The following is a 25249-nucleotide window of genomic DNA, read 5'->3' on the forward strand; positions in this document are numbered from 1 at the left end:
ACCTCCACCTCACCGCCCTCAACAGCTGAGTGCGAGCACGCCTACAAGCAGCACCGAAGTCAACCCCCGAAGGATTTACGACGCAGACCACTTAGCCAGCGACACAGGAAGCCCGCGACTTTAGTCGTGGGTGGAGTCGCCGCGGCCCGCGCCTCGCTCGCGCTGTACAACACGGCCGAGGAGGTGGACGAACTGGTCGCCTCCCTGCATCAGTTGCGGGCACAGGACGGCTAGTCCGGCCTCGTACGGTCACCGCCCCGCCCCGGTGCGCCCGTCGACGCGCCGGGGCGGGCGCCGCGCCCCCGGCGGCCGCCCCCCGTACGCCCCGGGGGCAACACGCCGCGCGTCCGCAGGAATTCGCGGTATTTCGCGCGGCAGAGGGAACCATCAGCTACAGAAGGCAATCTCTGAAGCCAGAGACGTACGAGTGTGCGTACAAACCCGGACGCAGGGGGCGGTACATGACACAGAGAGTCGCACGGCGGCGGTGGCGGGGCGCGAGGAGCGCCGCCGTGGGATCCGCGCTGGCGCTGACGGCGGGGCTGGCCCTCGTCGCCGGGACGGCGGGACAGGCCGCGGCCATACCGGCCGCGGGCACGAAGGCGGCGGAGGGCTGCGGCGACGCCCAGGTGTCCCCCGCGCAGGCCGCCAGAGCCGCCGCGGACACCGTCCGGCCCACGCGGGCCGCGATCGGCTCCACCGCGGAGAAGATCGCCTACAGCCTCCCGGGCCAGGCGCCCATCGGGCTCTGGACCCACTCCGGCGTCACCCTGCGCACGCCGGTCACCAAGGGCACCGTGCGCCTCGACGTCGACAGCCACGGCTTCGACACCGACTCCCTGTCCGTCCAGCGCTATGTGCCGGAGACGCACCGCTGGGCCGACCTCGACACCGGCCCCAGCGCCCCGGGCACCCCGCAGCACGGCGTCTTCACCTTCCCGGTCACCGCCGCGGCGAGCGCCGAGCACCCCTACACCGTGGCCCTGCGCCTCCAGGACCTCGACCGGCCCGGCACCTTCACCGTCACCGCCTCCGTGCAGGACGGCAAGGGCCACACCTACCGCAGCCCCGCCCGTACCGCCAGGGCCACCCGCCCCGCCGTCTCTGTCGGCGGCTGGCAGCAGCACACCACCCTGACCCGCGGCGGCCCCGCGGGCGACGTCACCGTCACCGTGAAGAACACCACCGACCGGGCCTACCCCGCGCTCGGCGCCGCCTACTTCGCCTACGGCGGGGGCACCGGCCACGCCCTCACCCCGAAGGACCTCGTCCTCCAGCAGTACCGGGCCGGGCACGGCTGGGAGCGCGTCGACCTCGTCCCCAGCGGCTGCGACCCGGGCATGAGCGCCGCGCTGCGCTCCACCTCGAAGAAGCCGCTCGCCCCCGGCGAGAGCGCCGTCTACCGCCTGCGGGTGGCGGTCGCCGCCTCCGCGCCCCGCGATGTGACCAGCGCGGAAGCGGGGGTCTCGGTGGGCAACGGCGACCAGTCGTTCTTCTCGCAGGAACTCCCCTTCGCCATCAAGGGCAAGAAGTGATCGCGGGAACGAAGTAACCGGGCAGGACGGTCGGCCGGGTAGACATGCGTCCACCCGGCCGACCGCCGTCCTACGCGAATTCCGGGCCCGACCTGCCGAAGGCCGCCCACCGCTCGACGGCGAACTTGCCGCCCTCCCGGCGCACTTCCGCCGCACCGTGACCCGCCAGATGCCCGGGGAAGACCAGCGCGCGCGTGTCCGCGGCCTCCTCCAGGATCCGCCGCCGCGACCGCGTGGCCTCCCGCTGATCCTCGCTCAGGCACGTGTCGCAGTCGGGCTCCGCGATCTGCAGCGGGTTGTGCACCAGGTCACCGATGAACAGCGCCCGGTCCGTCCCCGACCTCAGCCGCAGCACGGCCGAGCCCGGGGTGTGCCCGGGGGCGGGCTCCAGGCTCAGACCGGCGTCGATGCGGTATCCGTCCTCCCAGAGCACCGCCTGGCCCGCCCGGTGCACCGGCGCGACGCTGTCCTCGAACATGTCCCCGCCCGCCGCGAAGACGCTGAGATCGCCGAGCATCCCGCGCCGGGGGCGGTCGTTCGCCGGATTCCAGTAGTCGAAGTCGGCCTTGGCGATGAGATAGGCGGCCCGGGGGAAGGTGGGCACCCACTCGCCGTCCACCAGCCGGGTGTTCCAGCCGACGTGGTCGGAGTGGAGGTGGGTGTTGACGACGACGTCCACGTCCTCCGGCCGGACACCGACGGCGGCGAGCCGGTCGAGGTAGTCGGTCCGCAGGTGTGACCAGCCCGCCATGTGCGGCCGGTCCTTGTCGTTGCCGAGCCCGGTGTCGACGAGGACGGTCCGGCCCTCGCTGCGCAGTACCCACGTCTGCACGTTGACGGACAGCGCGTCGTTCTCCGGCTGCCAGAAGTCCGGGGCCAGCCAGGACTCGTGTTCCTTCCACATCCGCGGTCCGGCGGAGGGGAAGACGGCGGTGGTGGGGGAGATCGGTGCGTGCCATTCCACGACGCGGGAGATCTCCACCCCGCCCAAGGTGATCGTCTGCATGGCATCGACGCTAGACAAGGACGCGGTCCAGGCCAAGAGTCCGGGACGAGCGGGCTGTTGGGCGATCACCGCGCCCCGGCCGCGCGCCGCGCTTTTGTCACGAGGGGCCGCAGGTGTGGGCCAGGGCCCGGTCGAGGCCGTCACCGTGCACCGCGTCCAGGCCCGCCGAACGGGCCGTCAGCGCCTTGTCCCGGTCCAGCACCGTCTCGCACCGCGGCCCCGCCAGCAGCGGCTCGGCCCCCCGGATCGCCTCCAGCAGCTGCCCGCCCAGCCGGTCCAGCACGGGGTCGACCTGCTTGGCGAGGTCGGGGCGGAGCGCGGGCAGCAGCTCGGAGTCCTCCTCCCACCGCTCGTGCAGGGCCCGTTGCACCGCCTTGCCCGCCTCGATCTGGTCCTCGAACACCCGGCGTACGACCTCCCGGTCCACACCCAGCCGCGCGGCACGCGTGTCCATCGCGTCCAGGACCGCCCGCTCCGCCACCGGGTCGTCGACCGGCTGCTCGGTGCCCCACTTGGCCGCCGCCACCGAGTCCGCCGTCGCGATGCGCTCGGCGGCGAGCCGCACCAAGGTGCGCGCGGCCTGCTCCGCCGTCGGCGGGGCGCCCGCGGCGGTGCTCGGCCGCGCGGGCCCGGCGTCGTCGTGGTGACCGGAGGCGCAGGCCGTCAGGGAACCCACGCCGCACAGCAGGGCGAGGCTGGCCGCGGAGCGCCGGAGGACAGCCGCGCGCCGGCCTCGCCCGCCGGAGGGAACCGGCACGCCGCTCACCCCTCCCGGCGCACGGCCAGCAGCGCGGCGTCGTCGGACAGCTCGCCGCCCACGTACGCCAGCAGATCGGCCACCACACGGTCCAGCAGGTCCTCCGGTGCCGCCTCCGGCATCCGGGCCAGCCGCTCGGCGAGCGGATAGAAACGGCCGGAGGCGTCCCGGGCCTCCGTCACCCCGTCGGTGTACAACAGCAGCAGATCGCCGGGCCCGAAGGCGAGGACACGGCGGTGGTACGCGTCCCCGACCAGCCCCAGCAGCGCCAGCGGCGGCTCCGGCACCGGCGGCTCGATCTCCGTCACCCGGCCCGCGCGCCGCAGCAGCGGCGGCAGATGGCCGCAGTTGACCACCTCGGCCGTGCCACCGGACTCCGTCGTCCCCACCAGCACGGCCGTCACGAACTCCTCACCATCCCCCCGCCGCCGCGCCATCGCCGCGTCCAGCCGCCCCGCCACCGCGGCCAGGTCGGCCTCGACCTGCGCGGCCTCCCGGAACGTCCCCAGCACGTCGGCGGCCGTCTCGATCGCCCCCAGCCCCTTGCCCCGTACGTCACCGAGCAGGAACCGGGTCCCGTACGGCGTCACCAGCGCCTCGTACAGATCACCGCCGACCCGGGCCTCCGCCGCCGCGGCCAGATACCGCACCGCCGTCCGCGTCCCCCCGATCCGCTCCGGCACCGGGCGCAGCAGGGTGCGCTGCGCCGCCTCGGCCACCGAGCGCGACTGGACCAGCTCGTGCTCCCGCGTCGCGATCAGGACCACGTTCGCCGTGCTCATGGACGTGATGGCCAGGACCGTGACACCGATGGTCAGGTGGTCGGACAGCGGCACCCCGGGGTCGGCCAGGGCCAGCAGGGGCACGAGCACCAGCGCGGACACCCCGACCGTCAGGGGCACGACGGCGCGCCGGGTGCCGATGCTCGCCAGCACGGGCGCGGTGGCCAGCACCGGGGACAGCGTCCACTGCGGATCCGTCGTCACGTCCAGCACGACGGCGCCGGCGAGCAGCACGTACGCGGCCACGACGAGCGTGCGAGCGCGGTGGGGGAGACGTGGCACCTGGAGGGCGACGTCCCGGCCTGGGTGGTGCGTCATGATTGCTGCCCACCATAGGCACGACCGGGACGGCCTGCTACCGGATGCCGTCCCGGGTGATGACCGGGCACCCGGCGCGCGGTCCCGTACGGAGCAGCCGCACGAGTTGCCGGAGAAAATGCGATATGTAGCATTCTGGTGGAACGGGTAGCCGGTGCGCCCGACGCCGCCCGGCTCCCCACCGGGGCCATGGCGCGCGGCGGAGCGGCCCGTTCACCCACACTCCCCACACGGACGTGGTGCGACGCATGCGGATCGCGGCAGGCCCGCTGGACTGGTCCCTGGTGAGCGGATGGATCCCGCTCACCCTGCTGGCCGTGGGGCTGTGCGCGCTGGCGGTCCTGCTCCTCTCCCGCAGGCGCGCCTGGTGGACCCGCCTGCTCCCGGCCGCCGTGCTGCTGGCAGCGCTCCTGACCTGGCTGCTCCGTACGGCCGTCGACGACTGGCTGCAGCCCTTCCCCGACCCGCTGCCCACCGACGTGGTGATCTGGACCGGTGTCGCCGTCCTGGGCGTGTGCCTGGCGGTCTTCCGCATGCCCACCCTCCGCTGGAAGGGCCGCCTCGGCGCCGTACTGGCCGGCCTGGTCGTCGTCCTGCTCGGCGCCTCTGAGATCAACAAACACTTCGACCAGTACCCCACCGCGCGTACCGCCCTCAACTCCTGGCTGACGAAGACCACTCGCCTCACCGACGCCACCGGACCCACCGAACCCGCCCTCAAGGTGCCCGCCGGGAAGACGGTCTCCGACGTCTGGCGGCCACCGCCGGACCTCCCCAAGGACGGCACCCTCTCCCGCACCGCCATCCCCGGCACCGTCTCCCACTTCGACGCCCGCAGCGGATACGTCTACCTGCCGCCCGCCTACCGCGCCACGCCCCGCCCCCTGCTCCCCGTCCTCGTCCTCATGGCCGGACAGCCCGGCTCGCCCGACGACTGGATCAACTCCGGGCGGCTCGTCGACATGATGAACACCTTCGCCGCCGAACACCGCGGACTGGCCCCCGTGGTCGTCGTCGTGGACCCGCTCGGCTCGCAGTTCGCCAACACCCTCTGCGTCGACTCCAAGCTCGGCGACGTCCAGACCTACCTCGCCACCGACGTCCCCGACTGGATCCGCGGCCACCTCCAGGCCGCCACCGCCCGCGCCTCCTGGATCATCTCCGGCATCTCCTTCGGCGGCACCTGCTCCATCCAGCTCGGCGTCAACGCCCCCCAGGTCTACGGCGTCGTCAACGACATCTCCGGCCAGGAGGCCCCCACCCTCGGCAGCCGCAAGAAAACCCTGGACACGGCGTTCGGCGGCGACGCCGCGGCCTTCGCCAAGGTCAACCCCCTCGACGTGCTCGCCCGGGAGCGATTCCCCGACACCAAGGCCGCGTTCGTCGCCGGGAGCGGCGACAGCACCTACGGCCCCCAGCAGCGGAAGGTGTACGAAGCGGCCGTCAAGGCCGGGATGCACGCCGAATGGATCCTGCTCCCCGGCGGCCACAGCTGGCAGGTCTGGCGCCCCGGCCTGGAGCGCCAACTGCCCTGGCTGGCACGGCAGACAGGGCTGATCCCATGACGGACCCCACCGCCCCGCCCCCCGAGGCCCCCGTCACCGGCGACGCCCGCCACCGCTGGCGCATCACCCTCGACAGGCTCCTCGCCCCCGTCCGCCACGCCCCCTTCACCCTCGGCTTCCTCGCCGTCCTGTGGACCGTCGGAGCCGTCACCCACAGCCTCGGCTCCGGCCCCGGCAGGCACCGGATGGACGACGTCGCCGTCGGCGTCCCGGCGCTGGCCGAAGGCCGCTGGTGGACCCCCGCGAGCTCCCTCCTCTGGTGCCCCGGCCTCGGCGGCTACATCGGTTCCACCCTGATCGTCCTGCTCCTGGTCACCCCCTCGGAACGGCGCCTCGGCGTCGCCCGCACGGCCGCCGCCCTGCTCGGCGGCCAGATCCTCGGCACCCTCCTCGGCGTCGGCGCCGTGCAGCTCGGTGACCTCGCAGGAGAGTGGTGGCTGGAGGAACTCGCCGGTGACCTCGCCGTGTCCCCCAGCGTCGGCGCCCTCGCCGTCGGCGGCGTCCTCAGCTATCGCCTCACCGCCCTCTGGCGCCGCCGCACCCGCCTCGCCATCGTCGCGTTCGCCCTGGTCATGGCCCTCTACATCGGACACCTCCAAGGCGTGCTGCGGCTCGGCGGCGCGGTCGTCGGCCTCGTCGCCGGAGCCGCCTTCTTCCACCGCAAGGGCCCCTGGCGGCTGCGCCATTCCTCCCACACCGAGGCCCGCGTCCTGGTCGCGCTCGTCGTGGCCGCCGCCGCCATCGGACCGATGGCCGCCATCCTCTACCGCGACGCCTACGGCCCCTTCAACTCCTTCCAGCTCTACGTCGCCGTCCAGCCCACCGACCAGGAGGTCGCCGACGCCTGCGCCTCCTCCGCGGCGGACTGCCACTACGCGCACGCGCTGCGCGGCTTCTACGACTCGCCCGCCACCGTCATGGCCGTGCTCGTACCCGCCCTGCTGCTCGTCCTCGCCGAAGGGCTGCGCCGGGGACTGCGGCTCGCCTGGTGGCTCGCCGTGCTCGTCCACCTCGCGTGGATGGCGCTCTTCTCCTACTGGCTGCACGACTTCCTCAGCCACCCTGCGGGCTGGGCCGCGCCCGCCGAACGGTCCACCTACGCCCAGTCGTTCGCGGAACAGATGCTGCTGCCCGCCCTCGTCCTGCTGCTCCTCGTCGTCACCCGCGCCCGCTTCGACCTGCGCCTGCCCCGCTCGACGACGCACCGGCTCACGGCCGTCGTCGGCGGCGCGCTGGTGCTGGCCTGCGCCGCGTACATCGGCATCGGCTACGCGGTGCGCGACCAGTACGACCCCGAGGCCACCCCGACCGGGCTCCTCCAAGGGCTCGCCTCCGAATTCCTGCCGCCCACCCTCATCGACGTCTTCACCGAGTGGCCGGTCCCGGTCGGCGGCACCGCCCAGGCCCTCTTCCACTACTGCGGCCTGTTCTTCTGGCTCATCACCCTGATCGCGATGCTCGTCACCTTCCGCCGCCCCCGCCTGCACACCGACGCCGACGCCGCCGTACGGGCCCGCGAGATCCTCACCGCGCACGGTGGCTCCACGCTCTCCTACATCACCACCTGGGACGGGAACTACTACTGGTTCGACGACAGCGGCCGGGCCGCCGTCGCCTACCGCGTGATCGCCACCGTCGCCCTCACCACCGGCGAACCCTTCGGCGAGCCCGACGCGCGCACGGCCGCCGTCGCCGGTTTCGCCCGCCATTGCGACGAACGCGGCTGGACGCCCTGCTTCTACAGCGTCGGCGCCGAGACCCGCGCGGCCGCCGAACGGCTGGGCTGGAGATCGGTGCAGGTCGCCGAGGACACCGTCGTGCCCCTGCCCGAACTCGCCTTCACCGGGAAGAAGTGGCAGGACGTGCGCACCGCCCTCAACAAGGCGAAGAAGGAGGGCATCACCGCCGAGTGGTGGTCCTACCCCGACGCCCCCGTCGCCCTCACCGACCAGGTGCGCTCGATCTCCGAGGAATGGGTCGCCGACAAGGGCCTCCCCGAAATGGGCTTCACCCTCGGCGGCCTGGACGAACTCGACGACCGCGCGGTGCGCTGCCTCCTCGCCGTCGACGCCGACCGCACGGTCCACGGCATCACCAGCTGGATGCCGGTCTTCGAGAACGGCCGTCCCGTGGGCTGGACACTGGACTTCATGCGGCGCCGGGCCGGCGGATTCCGCGGTGCGATGGAATTCCTCATCGCCTCGGCGGCTCTGGGCTTCCAGGAGGAAGGCGCCCGTTTCCTCAGCCTCTCCGGCGCCCCCCTGGCCCGCAAGGCCACCGCGGAACCCCCCGCCGCCCTCCAGCGCATGCTCGACTACGCGGGAAAGGTCCTGGAACCGGTCTACGGATTCCGTTCCCTGCTCAACTTCAAGGCCAAATTCCAGCCTCAATACGACCCGTTGTACATGTCCTACCCAGACCCGGCGGCCCTCCCCGCCATCACCCGGGCCATCGGCAAGGCGTACCTGCCCCATATGACACCGACGCAGGGGATGCGGCTGATGCGCCAGTTCTCGGGGTGAGGGGGCTCTCCCGCGAGGCGGCGGCCCCGCGGGAGGCCGCGGAACGGAACGGTCAGCTGCTGGCGTGCGGCGAGAGCGCCGTGAACCAGAGCAGGGCCACGGTCGCCACGCCCATGATCGGCGTGAGTATCTCCGTCTCCAGCTTGTTGCCGCTGTGCTTGATGACGACGATCTCGTAGCGGGTCTTCAGAGGCCAGAGCCAGGGCGCGCCCCGCTTCGTGATCGAGTCCCCCAGCAGGTGGGCGACGCAGCCCAGACCGATGGAGTAGGGGAGCCAGCCCGGGGCCGAGGGGATGAACTTGGCTATCACGGCGGTGCCTATGCCCGCCATCGCCACGATGGTGCCCCAGGCGTGGAAGCCGTGTCCGGGCGGGCAGATGTTCAGCGCCCGGACCGCCAGGGCCAGCAGGAAGAACGTCATGCCCAGGGTGAACGGCCGCCCCAGGTACGTCACCCCCGCCCAGCTGCCGAGCGTCATGAGGGCGACGAACAGCAGGGAGTGCGTCGCGTGGCGGTGCCCGCCGGAGGCCCAGGAGACGAAGCGGCACAGCGCCTTGGACACCGGTCCGAGGAAGTTGGCTATGGTGCCGTCGTGGTGGTCCAGGTCGGGCAGCAGCGCGGCTCCGGCGCAGAGCACCGTGCCCATCAGGATCTCCTGCGGCGCCAGATGAGTGTTCATCACCAACGGCGGCAGGTAGGCGGCGGTGCCCGCGAAGAGCAGCGCTCCGCTCACGGCGTGCGAGTGGCCCATCATCGCGTGTCTATTCTCCCGTGCCGGCGCCACGGTGGTGACGCGTCAACAAACTCGGAAGACGCTACCAGCAAGATCCATAAGTACATGACAAGTCCGAGCCGGCCTCCCCGACTACCGCGAGGCGTCTCCGTGCGGAGCGAGGACGAGGATCGCGACGTCGTCGTGGAGTGAAGGGGCGTGGCGGGGCAGGTCCGTGTCGAGGAAGTCGACGACGTCCGCGGGCGTCGGCGCCGGCCGGCCGGCGAAGCGGTGGCGGAGGCGGTCGAGGAGGGGGTAGAAGGCCCCGCTCGGGTCCCGGGCCTCGATCAGCCCGTCGGTGCACAGCAACAGGACGTCACCGTCCGCGAAGCGGTGGGTGTAGGCGACAGGGCGCCCGGAGTCCAGCGCGCCCAGGCCGAGGGGGAGCGCGGGCGGTCCGATGACGGCCTGGACCTCGCCACAGGAGATGACGACGGGCTCGATGTGACCGTGGTTGATGATGGTCACCTGCTGGGCCGAGGGGTCGTACTCGATCAGCGCGGCCGTGACGAACAGCTCGTCGTCGCGGATCGATTCGGCCTCGCGGGCCATGCGGCGCTCCATGCTGGCGGCGACCTGCTGCAGGCTGCCCGGATCGTAGACGGCCTGCCGGAAGCTGCCGAGGACGTCGACGACCGTACGCACGGCCTGGAGCCCCTTGCCGCGGACATCACCGATGAGGGCGCGCGTCCCTTCCCGGGTGGCGCGGATGTCGAAGAGGTCGCCGCCGACCATGGTGCGCGCCTCGGCGGGACAGTAGAGGCTGGCCGCCAGCACGTGGCCCACCCTGTGCGGCACCGGCGGCAGCAGGGTGTGCATCAGCGCCTCGGCGACCGAGGTGGCGCGGACCAAGTGGGCCTCCTGGCGCTGCCGGTGCGCGGCCAGGGCCGTACCGAGGAGGCCGACCAGCGCGGTGGAGATGTACGCGCCCACGTAGTGCCGTTCCCACAGGTCGTTCGTGACGCGGCCGGCACAGCACGGGGTGCCCGCCAGGACGCCCTCGAACGCGATGGCGAAGACCGTGACGGCGGCGACCCCGACGGGCCCGAGGGTGTACGCGGCGACCACGGGCAGCGCGATGAGCAGGAAGCTCACGGGCCACTGCACGGGAGTCACCGGTTCGAGCAGCAGGACGACCGCGACATAGGCGGCCGGCAGCCAGCGCATCCAGGCGGGCGGAGCCGGCATCTGAAGGCCGGCATCGCTCAGCCTCGCCGCGTGGCGGCCCGAGGGGCCGCCGCCGTCGCCGCGGTGTTGCTGGTTCACCTGTCACTCCCAGCGGGTTGCGGCGGGCTCCTGAGACCATGCTCGACGCACGCAGCGTTGCGCGGCCGCGCGGTCCCGCCTCGGCATTAAGCCATCGGCGGCATGTCACAGGCCACTTGTGACCCACGCCGCGGTCCCGTGGGCGGCACCGAGGCACCGCAACACCGCAGTACCGGGAAAAGCGCGTGCGCGCGACCTCCGGCGGTGGCACTCTGCGCCGGTGAACCGTGAACAGATTTCCGCGATCGCTCATGCCGGGCACCCCGTCAAGGCCCCGCCGACGACGATTCCGTCCGCCTGCTGCTGGAACGGGGGATCTCCCGCGCCGACGCCCGCGTCCTCGACCTCGGCTGCGGCGGAGGCGAATGGCTGCTCCGGGCCCTGACGACCCACCCCCACCTCCGGGCCGAGGGCGTCGACATCTCCGACGTGGCACTGGAGGAGGCGCGCGAGGCCGCGAGGGAGCGCGGCGTCCAGGACCGGCTGACGCTCCACCACCGGCCGGCCGCCGACTTCGCCTCCCCGCACCCCTTCGACCTGGTGCTCAGCGTCGGGGCCACCCACGCCTTCGGCGGCCTGCTCCCCACTCTCGAAGCGGCACGCGAACACCTGGCCCCCGGCGGACGGGTCCTGGTGGGCGACGGCCTGTGGGAGAGCGAGCCCACCCCGGAAGCCGTCGAGATGCTCGGGGACTTCGCCGACCTGGCGACCACCGTGGACCGTGTCACCGCCGCCGGATGGACCCCCGTCCACGGGCACGTCAGCACGCGCAGGGAGCTCGACGACTACGAGTGGGCCTGCTGGGGTTCGCTCGCCTCATGGGCCCTGGACCACCCCGCCCACCCCGACAGCGCCGAAGCGCTCGCCACGGCGGCGACCCGCCGCACGGAATGGCTGCGCGTCTACCGACCGAACTGGGGCTTCGTCTCCCTGGTCCTGCGCCGCACGGCTGGCTGAGGCGACCTCGGCTGTGTCCGGCGGATCTTTGCCGGTCTGCGGGCCGGTTGCCGCCTGCGGAGGGGACGCCCTTCGGGCGTGTCCTCAATCGCCGGACGGGCTGAAATTGCGCACCCACATGAGCCACATCCAGCCCGTTGGGGGCACCTCCCAGCGGTAGCTGGGGGAGCTTGAGGACACCGCCGCGCGGCGGTGGTGCGCACGACAACCACCCGCACCCGACCACAAGATCCGCCGGACAGGCCTTCGCGCAAGTGCGCCCGCCCGGCCACCGCCGCTGTACATCAACGCGCCGGATGACAACCCCCGCGACGCCTCCCGTCCCATCCGCAGCCCCGGCACCGGCGCGGACGACCGGTATCGCCGCTGGCCCTACGGGCGGGATGCCCCCACGCTCCGGATATGGGGGAATTCGGCGAACCGCGGGAATGTCTTCGCTGCCGGGAGACCGGAGGCGGTTTCCAGGACCGGGGAAAGCCTTGGGGAGCGTTCTGCGACACGTGCTTCGCCGACGAGGAGACCGCTGTCGACGACGGGCAGGCGGCGGACGAGGGCGCCACGGCACTCGGGCCGCCGAAGCCCGCGATCTGTCCTCGGTGCGGGCACGAGCAGGACCGCTGCCCGACCGGCCACGGGCGGCATGTCCTCCTCGAACCCGGGGTCCTGCTGCTGTTGAGCGAAGTGCCGGAAGAACTGCGCTGGTTCATCGCCCAGGACGGCCGGGCGATCAAGGGCACCCCTCGGCACGGAGCACAATGCCGGATCGCTCATGAGCACGTGTGCGGCAGGGGCCCCGAGCCCACGCGCCTGCCTCCGGCCTTCGGCGTCGTATGGCGCTGCAACCGCGTCAAAGGGGTGCCGGAAGGCCGGTGACAGTGATCGCGTACGGCTCAGCCGAGCGTCCTGGCCACGAGCCGGGCGGTCTCGGCGACGAGCGGGTTGTCCGCCGGTGCCTCGCGGTCGCGCTTCGTCGTCAGGACGGCCAGCACGATCGGTGACCGGCCGGGGGGCCAGGTGATGCCCACGTCGTTGCGGGTCCCGTAACTCCCGGATCCGGTCTTGTCGGCCAGGGTCCAGTCGGCGGGCAGGCCCGCGCGGAAGCATTCGCCGCTGGTCGTGTTGGCCAGCAGCCAGCCGGTGAGCCGCTTCCGGTCGCCGGCGTCGAGCGCGTTCCCGACGGCCAGGCGCGCGTAGGTCGAGCCGATGGCGCGCGGGCTGCTGGTGTCGGTCCGGCGCCCCGGCTCCGCCGAGTTGAGGTCGGGCTCCCACCGGTCGAGCCGGGTCGTGCCGTCACCGATCGAGCGGCAGAAGCGGGTGACGGCGGCCGGGCCGCCGAGCTCGTGGAGCAGGAGGTTGGCGGCGGCGTTGTCGCTGTAGCTGATGGCGGCCGAGCAGAGCTCCGCGACGGTCATGCCGCCGGCGAGGTTCTCGGCCTTCCCCGTGACCGGGGCGTAGCCCGACGCGTCGGTGTCCTTCTTGGTGTAGCGGATCCGCTTGGCGAGGAACTCGCCGTCGTGGTCGAGGTCCCGCAGGACGGCCGCGGTGGCGATCGTCTTGAAGGTCGAGCACATCGGGAAGCGCTCGTCCGCGCGGTACAGCACCGTCCTGCCCGTGGCCGTGTCGCGGGCGTAGACCCCCAGGCGGGCGGAGTGCTCGCGTTCGAGCTCCTTGAGCCGCCTGGTCAACGCGTCCTCGCCGGGCGTCGAGGCGTGAGCCGTCCCGCCCGCGGACACGGCGGCCAGCGCGGTCCCGGCACCGACGGCCAGTATCGCGCGGCGGGTCGGGCGTGCTCCTGCGGTCTCCACGTTCGCATCCTCCTGGTCTGTTGCTGGTCTGTTGCTGCTCTTCTTGCGGCCAGTACGTCATCCATGACGCCGCGACAGGTCGGGTTGGTTTCACTTCATCATCACTCGCCTCATTTGTCTCTCCTGTTCCAGGAGCCCGAGGAGCCCTGGAAGAAACCCCCTTGAACTCCACCCTGACCGATCGGTTAGATTACTGACCGATCGGTCAGAGATTCGCGCTGAAGAGATTCGCGCCGAGGAAAGGCGGAAGCATGGAGCGCACGGCGTGCTGCATCGTGGGAGGCGGACCGGCGGGCATGATGCTCGGGCTGCTGCTGGCCAGGGCCGGCGTCGAGGTGACCGTCCTGGAGAAGCACGGGGACTTCCTGCGGGACTTCCGCGGGGACACCGTCCACCCCTCGACCCTGCACCTGCTCGACGAGCTCGGCCTGGGCGAGCGGTTCGCGAAACTGCCGTTCCCCAAGATGGAGGAGATGCGGATGCAGTTCGGCACCGCCTCCGTCGTCGCGGCGGACCTCCGCCGCATTCCCGGCAGGCACAAGTACATAGCGATGGTCCCGCAGTGGGACTTCCTCGACCTCATCGCGAGCGCCGCCGCCGCGGAGCCGTCCTTCACCCTGCGGATGCGCACCACGGTCACGGGCCTGCGCAGGGAAGGCGGGCGGGTCACGGGAGTCCACTACGTCGACGAGAACGGCACCCCCGGGGAACTCGCGGCCGACCTGACGGTCGCCTGCGACGGCCGTGACTCCCTCGTCCGCCAGGAGGCCGGACTCCGCCCCGAGGAGCTCGAAGTGCCCATGGACGTATGGCAGGTGAGGGTCGACGGGCCGCGCGGCGGCCTCAAGGACGGCCGCGTCCTCGCCCGCTTCGGCCACGGCCAGGCGGCCGTCACCATGGACCGCGGCGACTACTACCAGACCTCCTGCCTGATCAGGAAGGGCAGCGACAAGGAACTGCGGGCCAACGACATCCAGTGGTTCCGCGACCGCCTCGGCGCCCTGTGCGAATGGGACGCGGCGGTGACCGACGGCATCGGGTCGTGGGACGACGTCAAACTGCTGGAGGTCGGCATGGGCCGCCTGCGCCGCTGGTACCGCAACGGCCTGCTCTGCATCGGGGACGCGGCCCACACCATGTCCCCGGTCGGCGGTGTCGGCGTCAACCTCGCGGTCCAGGACGCCGTCGCGGCCGCCCGCATCCTCGCCGAGCCCCTGCGCGACGGTTCGGTCTGCGTCCACGACCTGGCCCGCGTGCAGAAGCGGCGCTGGCTGCCGATGGCCATGGTCCAGAAGTCGCAGACGGGCGAACACGCGATACTCCGCGCCGTCCTGGAAGGCACCCTCGCCCCCGACACGGTGCCTCCGGCCTTGCGGCTCCTTCAGAAGGTGCCGCCGCTGCGCGGGGTGACGGCGTACCTCGGCGCCATCGGCATACGGCCGGAACACGCGCCGGATTTCGCGCGAGCGCAACGGGCGTAATAGGCACAAGGGGGACGGCCGGCCGGGCCGTGTCCGGACCGCGGCCTAATCGAAGCGGCGGATCGCAGCCAGTGCGAACGTCTCCAGCTCGTCAGCCGCCGCGTCCAGGTCGAAGTCCGGGTGGGCCAGCCAGTGCGAGATCACGCCGTCGATCGCGCCGCCGATCGCCAGGGCCACGGCCTCCGGGTCGAAGCGGCGCAGCTGGCCCGACTCCTGGCCCGCGGCGAGGAGGGCGGCCAGCGCCTGGCGGCGGCCGTGGGTGTCGTGGGAGCCCGGGGCCTTCAGACGCGTGCCGCCCTCGTCGTCGAGCAGCATCTCGGTGATCACACGCACATGGCGGCGGTTGGCCTGCTGGTACGACACCATCGCCCGCACGTACGCGACGACCGTGGCCAGCGGGTCCGTCTCCCGCTCCACCCGCTCGGCGACGTATGCGGTGAACCGCTCCAGCACCTGCGTCAGCGCCGCACGGGTCAGGTTGTCCTTCGACGAGAAGTGGTAGAGGACGGCGGCCTTGGAGATCCCGGCCTCCTCGGCGATCGCCGACAGCGACGTCGCGGGAAAGCCCCGCGTGGAGATCAGGTCGATGGTGCACTCGACGATCTGCTGCCGGCGGGCACGCTCCCGGAAGGTCGGCCCGTCGTCGGCGGCGCTCCGGCGAGGAGTCATCGTCAAGCTCTTTCCTTTTCGCACATGAACCGGCACCCGACCGTACACCGGCCGTCGGCCGGTGCACGGTGTGGGGCGCCGGTTCGGGTGGGGCGGGGCCGGGGAGAGCCCCGCCCCACGTCAGAGGGCGATCCGCAGCTGGCCCTGGCCGGTCGCGTGCGTCATGCCGTTCGCCTCCAGACAGCCCAGCGGGTCGGCCGGCAGCAGCCCCACGTCGCGCGTCACCGTGGCCCCTGTCCCGGGCCCTCGCACGATCCGCCCCGTCAGCTGCACCACATTGCTCCCGGCGATCCGCGCCGCCGTCCCCTGGTCGTAGGTGATCACCGCCGTCCCGCCGTCGGACCACCGCAACCGCTCCTGCCCGAACGGTGAGTTGACCGCCAGGCAGGACGCCGACGGTGACGTCCCACGGGTTTCCCCGGCGACCGGGACCGTCCTGCCGGGCGGGCCCGAGCAGGAGTACGCGCTTCTCGCGTGGAGCTCCGTCAGCCGCTCGGTGAAGGAGAGGCCAGGGCTGTACGTCGTGTCCTCCTCGCCCGCGCAGACGATCAGGCCCTCGGCCTGCGTCGCCGGAGCGCAGACCAGCGACGAACCGGTCAGCACCACCGCGCACAACGCCACCACCGCACCGCGCACACTCACCATGGCCACCCCTCCGAGAAGTCCCGCGCACGCCATCCGTGGTGTGCGGTCCCTCCCTACCCGCACCGCACCACTGATCCGCACCGCGGTGCCCACCACGCGAAGCGCGTCCCCACGGCCGTGCCCGCGCGCACGCACCCCCGCGCGTGGCCGAAACCGCGCTCCTCCGTGGCGCGATCCGCGCCGGTTCGTGCTCAAGTAGCCTTGCGGGGGCTGGTCGAGGGGAGAAACCGGTGGTCACGGTGGGTTTGCTCGCGGGGATTCCGGAGCTGACGCTGAGGTTCGGACCGGGATCGCGGGAGCGCGGAGCACGGCGGACGGTCATGGGCACGGCGACGCTGGAGGAAGGAACCACGGCGGCGTACGAGTTGCCCGGCGGTCTCTCCGGGCAGCTCGTACGGATCTCCGCCGAGGGCGACTGGGCCCACGACCGGCAGCGGGCCGAGATCCGCCTGGCCCGCCTGGCCGCCGACGGGCCCGCGGCCCTGGTCGTCGCGGCCTCGTCCGGACCGCCGCAGGCGCTGGTCGAGGCCACGGCCCGGCTGGGGATACCGCTCCTGACGATGTCCGAGGACGTCCCCTGGCACCGCGTCCAACGCGCCGTCGACGACGAGCGGTTGCGCCAGGCGACGGGCCGTTCGGCGCGGCTGACCGAACTGCTGGAGCTCGCCCGGACGGGCACGCACGACACCGACACCGCCGTACGCCGCCTGACCGCCTGGCTCGGTGACGCCGTCGGTGGCACCGTGACGCTCACCGGCCGGTGCGGCACGGCGCCCGCGGCGGCCGGCCCGCAGTTGGTCGCCGACCTCACCGAGGGGCGGCTGCACGCGGCGGCCGTCCAGGAGGACCACGCGCACCTGCGGCTGGTCGCCGTGGGGCGGCGGCCCCCGCACCCGGTACTCGCCGCCACCCGGGACAGCCCGTTCGACGAGCAGAGCACCGCACTGGTCAACCACGCCGCCGACGTGCTGGCCCTGCTGATCCGGGCCCGTGACGCCGAGGAGCACCGCCGCCGCTCGGAGGAGGCCGTCTCCTCCCTCCGGCTCGCGGTGCTCCAGCTCCTCATGGGCGGTGACGTGGTCCTGGCCCAGCGCACCGCCGCCCCCTTGCACCCGGGCCTGCTCGACGCCGAGTGCGCCGACGTCTACATCCTGGAGGCCCCGGAAGGCCGCCGGGAGCCCCTGGCGCACGAGTGCGAGGCGGCGGTCGACGGCCGTGCCCTGCTCGTCCGCTGCCCGGCCTACGAGCAGCACCTGATCGCCGTCGTGCCACTGCCGGGAGGCGCGGCGGCGCGTGACGAGCGGACGGACGGTGTCGGGCCCGCGCTGCGCCGGATCGTCGCCGCCCGGGACGGCGTGTTCCTGGGCGGCAGCGGCCGCCACCCGCTGGCCCGGACGTCGGAGGCGTACGGCGAGGCGTCCCGCGCGCTCGCGGTGGCCCGCCTCCGGCCCGACCGGATGGCCGCGCACGCGGCGCAGACCCGGCTGACCGAGATCCTGGACCTCGCCGCGGCCGGCCGATGGGCGGCCGGGGTGCTGCGGCCGCTGGACTCACTGCCCTACCCCAGCAGGGGCCCGCTGCTCGCGACCGTCGGCCTGGGCCTGGAGTTCACGGCCGTCAACGCCGCCAGGATCCTGGGGGTGAGCCGCAACACCGTACGCGCGCGCATGGACCGCGTCGGCGGGCTGCTGGGCCTCGACCTCACCGACGTACGCGCGCGGGCCGCACTGCACCTCGCCCTGCACGCGCACGGTCACGGGCCCGCCGAGCCGGGCCCCGCCGTGCCGTTGGACGGGCTGCTGGGCACCGAGGGCGTCCGCGGCTGGGCGGCGGAGCTCCTGGGCAGGCTGGCCGCCGACGACCGGGAGCTGCGCCGCACCCTCCGGGCCTGGATCGCGGAGAACACCGGCGTCGAACGGGCCGCCGGCCGGCTGGGGCTGCACCCCCAGACCGTGCGCGAGCACGTGCGCAGCGCGGAACCGCTGCTGAGGCGCCAGCTGTTCACCGGCGGCGGCGACCTCTACGAACTGGTCCTCGCGCTGGCCGCCGTGGACGGGACGGAACTCCCGGCATTCGGCGGCTGTTCCACGGCGACACTCCTCTGACGTTCCTTTCGCGATCGGCGGACGGACATTCACGCAGGTCATCCGGTGGGACCGTGCACCGATGACAGTGCGTGGCATCTGAACGTGCACCCGTGAGGTATTGCCGCCCCGGCACGCGGGCATAACGTTTTCCCACCGCGGCCGACGAGGCCGCGGCAACGGGGGAACAACGGGGGAAACCGGCACCGCTGGTCCGGTATCCGGTGAACGACTCCGGCATCGCGTACGCACCGTGCGCGGCGCCGGAGTCACTGGGGAAATACCAGCCCGGCGCGAGCACTTGGGGGTGCCATGCGTCCGGGAACACAAAAGGTCCGTACGGCGTGGGTCGCGGTGACGACACCACTGCCGTACGGGCCTTTCGTGTTCCCGGGCCGGGAATTCATTGGCGCGTCGACCGGCGGCTGAGTAGCGTCGGCGCGGTGACGGACGACGACGCCTGGCGCCAGGCCAACCACGCGCTGTGGGAAGAGCGGGTGCCCATCCACACGGGCAGCGACTTCTACGACCTGCCGGGATTCCGGGCGGGGCGGGACGACCTGCGGGGCTTCGAACTCGACGAGGTCGGGGACGTCACCGGGAAGAGGCTGCTCCACCTCCAGTGCCACATCGGGACGGACACCCTCTCCTGGGCCCGGCGGGGCGCCGAGGTGACGGGCCTGGACTTCTCGGGGGCGGCGATCGCCGCGGCACGCGACCTGGCGGCGGAAGTGGGCCAGGACGACGCCCGCTTCGTGGAATCGGATGTGTACGACGCGCCGACGGCACTGCGCGGCGAGACCTTCGACATCGTCTACACCGGTTTCGGCGCCCTGTGCTGGCTGCCCGACCTCGTGGGCTGGGCCCGCACGGCCGCCGAACTGGTGGCACCGGGCGGCTTCCTCTACCTCGCGGAATTCCACCCCGTCGGAATGTGCCTCGACGAGGACGGCACCGCGTGGGCCGAGGACTATTTCGCCCACGGGCCGCTGACCTACGACGAACCGGGAACGTACGCGGACTTCGACGCGCCGACACGGCACAACCGCTCGGTGGAATGGCAGCACACGATCGGGGACGTCGTCAGCGCGGTGACCGCCGCGGGCCTGCGGCTGGAATTCCTGCGGGAATACGACTTCTCGCTGTTCGAGCAGGCGAAGGGAATGGTCAAAGCGCGGGACACCAGCGGCACCCGCCCCGGTTCCGCCACCGTCTACCGGCTGCCCGAGGGCCGCCCGGGCGTTCCGCTCGTCTATTCGCTGCGCGCGTCCCGGGTCTGAGCCCGGAAACGGGAAGGGCGGCCGGCGGAGCGGGAATTCCGCCCCACCGGCCACCCCGGTCCGGTCCGCCTCAGGCGTCAGCCGCGCCGCTTGCCCGGCGTGGAGACGGCACCCGAGCCCTCCGCGATCTTCCACTCCCGGTGCAGGGCGCCGAGCGGAATGGGCTTCTCGAAGATCGGCGTGTCGAAGATCTTCAGCTGGAGCTGCAGGGCCCCCGTCAGATCCAGCCCGCCGTACGCCTTCCACCGGCCCGCGGCGGAGGCGCTGCCATCGGTGGCCGCGGTGGCCTGGCCCTCCGCCTCGGCCCGCAGATACGGGGCGACGTCGGCGGTCACGCCGACGGCACCGTACAGGCCCACGCTCGCCTCCGCGCCGAGCGCGGCCTTCACCTTGCCCGCGGCGGTGACCGTCGCGCGCGGTGAAGTGGCCTTCATCTCGGACGAGTTGACGGGCGTCCAGCCCTTGCCGTGGGCGTAGCTGCCGCCGACGCGGAAGTCGCCCTTGAGGTCCTGCTTGATGTCGACGTCGATCTTGCCGTCGGCGTCGACCTGGAGGTAGCAGGTCATACCGAGGTTGACGACGACCGGCACCGGGCCGACCTGGATGACGGGCGCGGCGTGCAGCTTGGCGAACGGCACCCGCAGCGGCTTGCCGCCCGGAGTCGTGCCGGCCGCCTGGCCCTTGAGCTCCCACTGGGACGACCAGTCGCCCGACAGCGCCAGCGAGGCGCCGCCCGGCGCACCGGCGGCGCCGGGGCCCCGGCCGTCGTACGAGAAGTCGACCTCGGGGGCCAGCTGGACGAAGCCCGCGGCCGACGCGGCGGCGGACGCCGGGGCGTCCTCGGCCGTCGCGATCGACGTGCCGACATCGATCCGCAGGCTGCCCAGCGGCAACTGCGCGCCCTTCGGGCCGAAGTGGGCGTCGCCGGTCTTCGCCCAGGAGACCTTGGTGCCCTTGACGAGCGGCTCCACCGACATGGTGGACGGGTCGACGGGCACCTTGCCGTCGGCCTTGGCGTCACCGAGCAGCGCGCCGAGGGTGGCCGGAGCCGTGTTGACCTCGGTGCCCTTCCCGGTCTTGCCCAGCACCTGGGTGACCTTGGCCAGCACCCCGTCGGGGGCACCGGGCGCGGGTGCGCTGGCGATGATGTCGCCGACGGCCACAGGGGAGTTCTGGCCCGTACCGGCGGAGCCGGAGGGGGCGGGGGACGTGGGGTGGGCGGCGGCCGGCGGCTTCTTCGCCGGCGTCCTGGGCGTGTCGGCCAGGACGGCGCGCCCGCTCTCACGGTCGAACGAGGCGACCTTCAGAGAGGACTTCTCCGCCTGGCGTCCGCCGCCGGTCGGATGGGCCACGGCACTCGGCGCGGCCGCACCGTCGGGAGCGGCCTTGACGGCGAGCCGCTGGTCCCCGGTCGACGCCGCGTCAGCGGCGGAAGCCGCGGGCCCGGCGGCGGCGTGGTCCGAGGCGGGTGCCGGCCCGGAGGCCGAGCACCCGGCCACGAGCAGGGACGCGGCGGTCATGGCCGGTAAAGCGATGGCCTTGGCAGTGGTTCTGCGCACGTAGGATCCTCGGGAGCGTGAGGTGGGGGCGGACCGAGGGGCCTCGGGGACGAGCGCCTTCGGGCCGCATCACACGGCACCGTGCGAGTGGTGTTACTCGCAGGTAAATGATCTGCATGATCATGCCATGCGCCCGAGCGGCGCCGGGACCGGTTCACCGGCGCCGAAACCATGAGCTTGATCACAATCGGACCCCGCTCGCCCCGGTCACGGCACAGCGGCGCCGCCGGTGGGCGACGCCGCTGAAAACGCCTGACCACCCACGGTGCAGCCCGGACAGGACAGGCCGCACGGTGGGCGGTAGCCAGGGACGAGCGCTCGCGGCGGCGCGAGCGCGGGTGGTTCAGGACACCGGGGCGTCCGTGAGGTCGGTGACGAACTTCCGCAGCCGGCCGCGCACGACCGGCGTCACGCCGTGGATGAGCTGCGCGCCGTAGGCGACGGCGACACCGCGGCCCGCACGGGCGGTCCAGCGGGTCCTGGCCGTGGTCGCGAGCCACTCGGCCTCGGCCGCGTGCGGGTCCTCCGCGACCTCGTGCGGCAGGCTACGGGCCAAGGGGGTGCCGGAGACGTAGCCGTCCGCCACACCCAGCAGCGTGGTGGTCCAGGGCGCGGGGTCGGCCGTCGTCTCGGTGTAGAACTCCCCGCCCTCCTCCGCTTCGGCGATCACCACACTGATCCGGCCGATCCGGCGCGGAGCCGTGCGCGGGCTCCTGATGCCGTCGAGATGCGAGGGCACGCACTGACCCGCCGTCAGCTCGGTGTACCCCCACGGAGTGGCGGCCGCGATCGAGGGCATCCCGCGGCGGATCGCGGGCAGGGAGCGGACGGTGGCCAGGGCGAGGATCTCCTGCGCGAGCGCGGGGGCGAGCAGCACCTCGGCCTGGGTGCGGGGACGCCACCCGGCGGCCTCGGTGTCCATGATCTTGAGAAGGCGGGCCGATTCCTCCGCGCCGAGGAAGCCCTCGACCGTCTGGACGGCCAGGGTTTCACTGATGTGAATCATGACGCCCCCTTGCGCTCGCTGGTCCGGTGCGCGGCGATGACCCTCACCACCATCCAGGTCCGCGCCACGCATGACCCCGGCGCACGCGGGGGCGCGTGGGTGCGCATCCACAGCGCACGCGCCCCCCTTCGGCGCCACTAGCGCGTACGGGCCGCCGGCCCGGCCGTCAGCGCTTGACGGCCCGCAGGATGACGAACTTCGGGTCGCTCGCCACGACCTCGCAGTTGCCGAAGAGCTTCCGCAGCCGTACGTGATAGCCGAGGTGCCGGTTGCCGACGACCCACAGCTCCCCTCCGGCGCGCAGCGCGTCGCGCGCCCCGGAGAACATGCGCCACGCGGTGACATCGGTCGTCGCCTGGTGGGTGTGGAACGGCGGGTTGTTCAGCACCAGGTCGACCGACCCGGCCGGCACCCCCGACAGTCCGTCACCCACCCGGAACGACGCGGAGGCACCGGCACCGGCGTTCGCCCGGAACGTGGCCTCCGCGGACGCCACCGCCTGGAAGGACTCGTCGACGAACGTCACCTCGGACGCCGGGTTCGCCAGCGCCGCCGCCGTGCCCACCACGCCGTTGCCGCAGCCGAGGTCCACCACGTGCTCGGGACCCCGGCGCTGCGGCAAGTGCCCCAGGAAGAACCTGGTGCCGATGTCCAGACGCTCCGCGCAGAAGATCCCGGCGTGGTTGACGACGGTCCGCCCGGACATCACCCCGACATCGGCCGGCAGCGCGTAGCTGTGCGGCCAGGGGTTGGCGCCACGCGACAGCTCCGGATCCGGCGAGCAGAAGATGAGCCGCGACTTCTTCACGGCCAGCGACGTCCGCGTCGGCCCCAGGATCTGTTCGAACAGTTTGAGCGTCGAGGTGTGGATCTCCGTCACCCGCCCCGTGCCGACCACGACGGTGCCCGCGTGCACGTGCGGCGCGAGGCGGTGCAACTGGTCCTCCAGCAGCGCCAGGCTCTTGGGCACCCGGATCAGCAGGACGTCGATCCGCTCCGGCGGAGCGTCCTGCGTCGACAGCAGTCGCACGGCGTCCGGGGCGAGTCCGTTGCGCTCCAGATTCACCCGGGTCGCTTCCTGGGCGAGGAAGGAGTCGGTGATCTGCACAGGACGGTGACCGGCCAGCGAGACGGTCAGCGCACCCCACCGGTCGCCCACGACGACCACGTTGCCCGACAGGTCGGCGGGCTCGCCGTCCGTGCCCTTGAGGTGGCTGAGCAGATACTCGTCGGCAGCGTCCCAGGCACGGAGCCTGTCGCGGGGGTCCTCGGGGAAGCGAGCGAGTTCGTACTCGCCCCATGACGTCATCAAACGGTTCATTGTGGCCTCAGGCTAGCCGAGCGCCGCACCCACCGTACCCGCCTGGCTGCGCAGCAGCTTCTTGTCGGGCTTCCCGGCGTCGGTCAGCGGGAGGGCGTCGACGAAGACGATGCGCTCCGGCTCGTACATCGCGCCGCGCTCCTCGCGCACCATGGCGCGCAGTTCCTCCTCGTCCACCTCGCTGCCGGGCTTGCGGACGACGGCCGCGTGCACCTGCTCCATGAGGTTGGCGTCCGGCACGCCGAAGACCGCGCTCTGCAGCACCTGCGGGTGGGAGTTGAGGACGTCCTCCAGCTCGACCGTGTACACATGGCCGCCGACGACGACGATCATGTCCTTCAGGCGGTCGACGATCGTCAGGTAGCCCGCGTCGTCGAGGTAGCCCACGTCGCCCGTGTGCAGCCAGCCGTTCCGCAGCACCTCGGCGGTGAGCTCGGGCTGCTTCCAGTACCCCTGCATCACGTGCGACGAGCGCACGCAGATCTCGCCGTGCTCACCATGGGGCAGGTCGCGGCCCTGCTCGTCGCGGATGGCGACCTCGACCCCGTCCATGATCTTCCCCGCGGACCGCAGCAGCTCCGGGCGCGCCGGGTCGTGGTCCTCGGGCTCGAGCATGCTGATCCCGCCGGCCTCGTTCTGGCCGTAGAACTGGTTGAGTACGGGGCCGAAGTACCGCACGGCGTTGGCGAGTCGCGCCGGGGACGACGGGCAGCCGCCGTAGGTGAGCCGGCGCAGGCTGGAGGTGTCGGCGCGGGTGGCGTCCGGGTGGTCCATCAGCTGGTAGAGGAGCGGCGGCAGCAGGAAGAGGTGGGATATGCGCTCCTGCTCGATGGTGGACAGCACGGCGCCGGCGTCGAAGTCGTCGAGCAGGACGACGGTGCCGCCGACGACGCCCAGGGCGCGGTCGGCCACCAGGCCCGCGGCGTGCGCGAGCGTGGTGCACACCAGCGCGCGGATCCCGTCCTCGTCGTGCCAGTCCGCGTTGATCCCCCGCCCCTGCTCGAAGGAGGAGCAGATGGCCTTGGGGTGGCCGGTGGTGCCGCCGGTGTGGCGGATGGTGCAGGTGTCGTCGGGCTCCGCGAGCCCGGCGAAGGGCTCGGCCGACTCCTTGCCGGCGAGCGCGAGCAGATCGAGCCCCACGGTCGTCGGCCCGAGCACGAGCACGTGCGGCACCGGCGCCCGCGAGGCGAGTTCGGCGGCGCGGCCGGTGTAGGCGGGGTCGACGATCAGGGCGTGGGTCTCGACGTCCCGGACGATGTTGGCCTGCACGTCGGCGGACAGCTTGTTGTAGAGGTGGTTGACGGGGCAGCCGAGCAAATTGGCCGCATAACGCGCGGCGATCGTCTCCGGGATGTTCCCGCAGAGGAGGGTGACGGTCTGTCCGCGGCGCACGCCCTGGGCCTGCAGGGCGCGGGCCATGCGGTAGATGAGGTCGCGCAGTTCGCCCGCGGTCATGCGTCGGTCGTGGTGCACCACGGCCTCGTTGTCCGGTTCCTGTCCCAGCGCGTCGAGGTTCTCCTCCACATAGCTGCGGAAGCGCTCGGTGGCGACGGTCATGGGTGTTTCCCCTCCTGGTGGCTGTGGCCCCCCGTATAGGTTGACTAAGGCAACCAATCCGATGGTAATCGCTGATGATCGGCAGTTCCAAGCCGGGCGCTGATATCTGGTCAAACAGCGGGCGAGGGGCGGGGTGTCTCGCGAAGGTCGCGGCTCTATGACGCCATGTGGGTGATTTGTATGAGTGTGTTGGGTGTGATGGTCCAATGAGCGTTGCGGTGCGTTGCTACGTTTTTCGGGTTGATTGAGGTGTTTGGCCGACAGTGGGTTCGGTGGGGGGAGTGGGTGGTGGTTGTGGTGGGTGGTGTGTGGGTGCCGGGTCCGGTGGGTGTGGTGTCGGGGGACGGGGATGAGGGTGGCGG

19 protein-coding genes and 1 pseudogene are annotated in these 25249 nt (G+C 72.5%); 8 read left to right on the forward strand and 12 right to left on the reverse strand.

Features of this window, described 5'->3' with window-relative positions:
• Window positions 1-512 precede the first annotated feature (512 nt).
• A complete protein-coding gene (locus tag AB0435_RS30485) occupies window positions 513-1535 on the forward strand; it encodes a hypothetical protein (RefSeq protein ID WP_366428436.1) in 1023 nt (340 codons plus the stop codon).
• A gap of 70 nt (window positions 1536-1605) precedes the next feature.
• Here AB0435_RS30485 and AB0435_RS30490 read toward each other — a convergent pair whose 3' ends face one another.
• From AB0435_RS30490 to AB0435_RS30500, 3 genes are all read right to left on the reverse strand, one after another.
• Window positions 1606-2541 carry an MBL fold metallo-hydrolase gene (locus tag AB0435_RS30490; RefSeq protein ID WP_366428437.1) on the reverse strand — a complete coding sequence of 312 codons (936 nt, stop codon included), beginning with the start codon at window positions 2539-2541 and terminating at the stop codon, window positions 1606-1608.
• Window positions 2542-2638: 97 nt separating this feature from the next.
• Window positions 2639-3298 (reverse strand): gamma subclass chorismate mutase AroQ, encoded by a 660-nt coding sequence (gene aroQ, locus AB0435_RS30495; protein WP_366003666.1) that lies wholly within the window; start codon window positions 3296-3298, stop codon window positions 2639-2641.
• A gap of 5 nt (window positions 3299-3303) precedes the next feature.
• Entirely contained in the window at window positions 3304-4398 is a 1095-nt protein-coding gene (locus tag AB0435_RS30500; RefSeq protein ID WP_366003665.1) for a PP2C family protein-serine/threonine phosphatase, read from the reverse strand.
• Between the two features lie 248 nt (window positions 4399-4646).
• Between AB0435_RS30500 and AB0435_RS30505 the strand changes: the two genes are divergently transcribed.
• Both AB0435_RS30505 and AB0435_RS30510 read left to right on the forward strand, forming a co-directional pair.
• Entirely contained in the window at window positions 4647-5963 is a 1317-nt protein-coding gene (locus AB0435_RS30505) for an alpha/beta hydrolase-fold protein (RefSeq protein WP_366428438.1), read from the forward strand.
• Window positions 5960-8485 (forward strand): DUF2156 domain-containing protein, encoded by a 2526-nt coding sequence (locus AB0435_RS30510; protein WP_366003663.1) that lies wholly within the window; start codon window positions 5960-5962, stop codon window positions 8483-8485. The genes AB0435_RS30505 and AB0435_RS30510 overlap by 4 nt, the downstream gene beginning before the upstream one ends.
• 52 nt (window positions 8486-8537) lie before the next feature.
• Here the strand turns inward: AB0435_RS30510 and AB0435_RS30515 are convergent, their stop codons facing one another.
• Both AB0435_RS30515 and AB0435_RS30520 read right to left on the reverse strand, forming a co-directional pair.
• Window positions 8538-9236, reverse strand: a complete 699-nt coding sequence (locus AB0435_RS30515) for a metal-dependent hydrolase (RefSeq protein WP_366003662.1) — start codon at window positions 9234-9236, stop codon at window positions 8538-8540.
• A gap of 114 nt (window positions 9237-9350) precedes the next feature.
• A complete protein-coding gene (locus AB0435_RS30520) occupies window positions 9351-10523 on the reverse strand; it encodes a PP2C family protein-serine/threonine phosphatase (protein ID WP_366428439.1) in 1173 nt (390 codons plus the stop codon).
• Between the two features lie 220 nt (window positions 10524-10743).
• Between AB0435_RS30520 and AB0435_RS30525 the strand changes: the two are divergent.
• Window positions 10744-11480: pseudogene (locus AB0435_RS30525) on the forward strand (class I SAM-dependent methyltransferase).
• A 402-nt stretch (window positions 11481-11882) separates the two neighbouring features.
• Window positions 11883-12353: a DUF6083 domain-containing protein gene (locus tag AB0435_RS30530; protein WP_366428440.1), complete on the forward strand. Its 471-nt coding sequence runs from the start codon at window positions 11883-11885 to the stop codon at window positions 12351-12353.
• Window positions 12354-12370: 17 nt separating this feature from the next.
• Here AB0435_RS30530 and bla read toward each other — a convergent pair whose 3' ends face one another.
• A complete protein-coding gene (bla, locus tag AB0435_RS30535; protein WP_366428441.1) occupies window positions 12371-13285 on the reverse strand; it encodes a class A beta-lactamase in 915 nt (304 codons plus the stop codon).
• Window positions 13286-13536: 251 nt separating this feature from the next.
• Here bla and AB0435_RS30540 point away from each other — a divergent pair, with 251 nt between their 5' ends.
• A complete protein-coding gene (locus tag AB0435_RS30540) occupies window positions 13537-14766 on the forward strand; it encodes an FAD-dependent oxidoreductase (RefSeq protein ID WP_366003655.1) in 1230 nt (409 codons plus the stop codon).
• A gap of 45 nt (window positions 14767-14811) precedes the next feature.
• Here the strand turns inward: AB0435_RS30540 and AB0435_RS30545 are convergent, their stop codons facing one another.
• A complete protein-coding gene (locus tag AB0435_RS30545) occupies window positions 14812-15435 on the reverse strand; it encodes a TetR/AcrR family transcriptional regulator (RefSeq protein WP_366428446.1) in 624 nt (207 codons plus the stop codon).
• A gap of 120 nt (window positions 15436-15555) precedes the next feature.
• Window positions 15556-16080, reverse strand: coding sequence for a hypothetical protein (locus AB0435_RS30550; RefSeq protein WP_366428442.1), 525 nt, complete (start codon window positions 16078-16080; stop codon window positions 15556-15558).
• A 320-nt stretch (window positions 16081-16400) separates the two neighbouring features.
• Here AB0435_RS30550 and AB0435_RS30555 point away from each other — a divergent pair, with 320 nt between their 5' ends.
• Entirely contained in the window at window positions 16401-18185 is a 1785-nt protein-coding gene (locus AB0435_RS30555) for a helix-turn-helix domain-containing protein (RefSeq protein WP_366003653.1), read from the forward strand.
• Between the two features lie 422 nt (window positions 18186-18607).
• Window positions 18608-19444, forward strand: coding sequence for a class I SAM-dependent methyltransferase (locus tag AB0435_RS30560; RefSeq protein ID WP_366003652.1), 837 nt, complete (start codon window positions 18608-18610; stop codon window positions 19442-19444).
• Window positions 19445-19521: 77 nt separating this feature from the next.
• Here the strand turns inward: AB0435_RS30560 and AB0435_RS30565 are convergent, their stop codons facing one another.
• From AB0435_RS30565 to AB0435_RS30580, 4 genes are all read right to left on the reverse strand, one after another.
• Window positions 19522-20964 carry a hypothetical protein gene (locus AB0435_RS30565; protein WP_366003725.1) on the reverse strand — a complete coding sequence of 481 codons (1443 nt, stop codon included), beginning with the start codon at window positions 20962-20964 and terminating at the stop codon, window positions 19522-19524.
• 382 nt (window positions 20965-21346) lie between these two features.
• Window positions 21347-22009: a hypothetical protein gene (locus AB0435_RS30570; protein ID WP_366428443.1), complete on the reverse strand. Its 663-nt coding sequence runs from the start codon at window positions 22007-22009 to the stop codon at window positions 21347-21349.
• Window positions 22010-22175: 166 nt separating this feature from the next.
• Window positions 22176-23330, reverse strand: a complete 1155-nt coding sequence (locus tag AB0435_RS30575) for a methyltransferase (RefSeq protein WP_366428444.1) — start codon at window positions 23328-23330, stop codon at window positions 22176-22178.
• A gap of 12 nt (window positions 23331-23342) precedes the next feature.
• The gene (locus tag AB0435_RS30580; RefSeq protein ID WP_366428445.1) at window positions 23343-24887 is read right to left on the reverse strand and encodes an AMP-binding protein; all 1545 of its coding nucleotides are present in this window, start codon (window positions 24885-24887) and stop codon (window positions 23343-23345) included.
• Window positions 24888-25249: the final 362 nt, after the last annotated feature.

The organism is Streptomyces sp. NPDC051173, assembly GCF_040689515.1.
Lineage (GTDB): Bacteria > Actinomycetota > Actinomycetes > Streptomycetales > Streptomycetaceae > Streptomyces.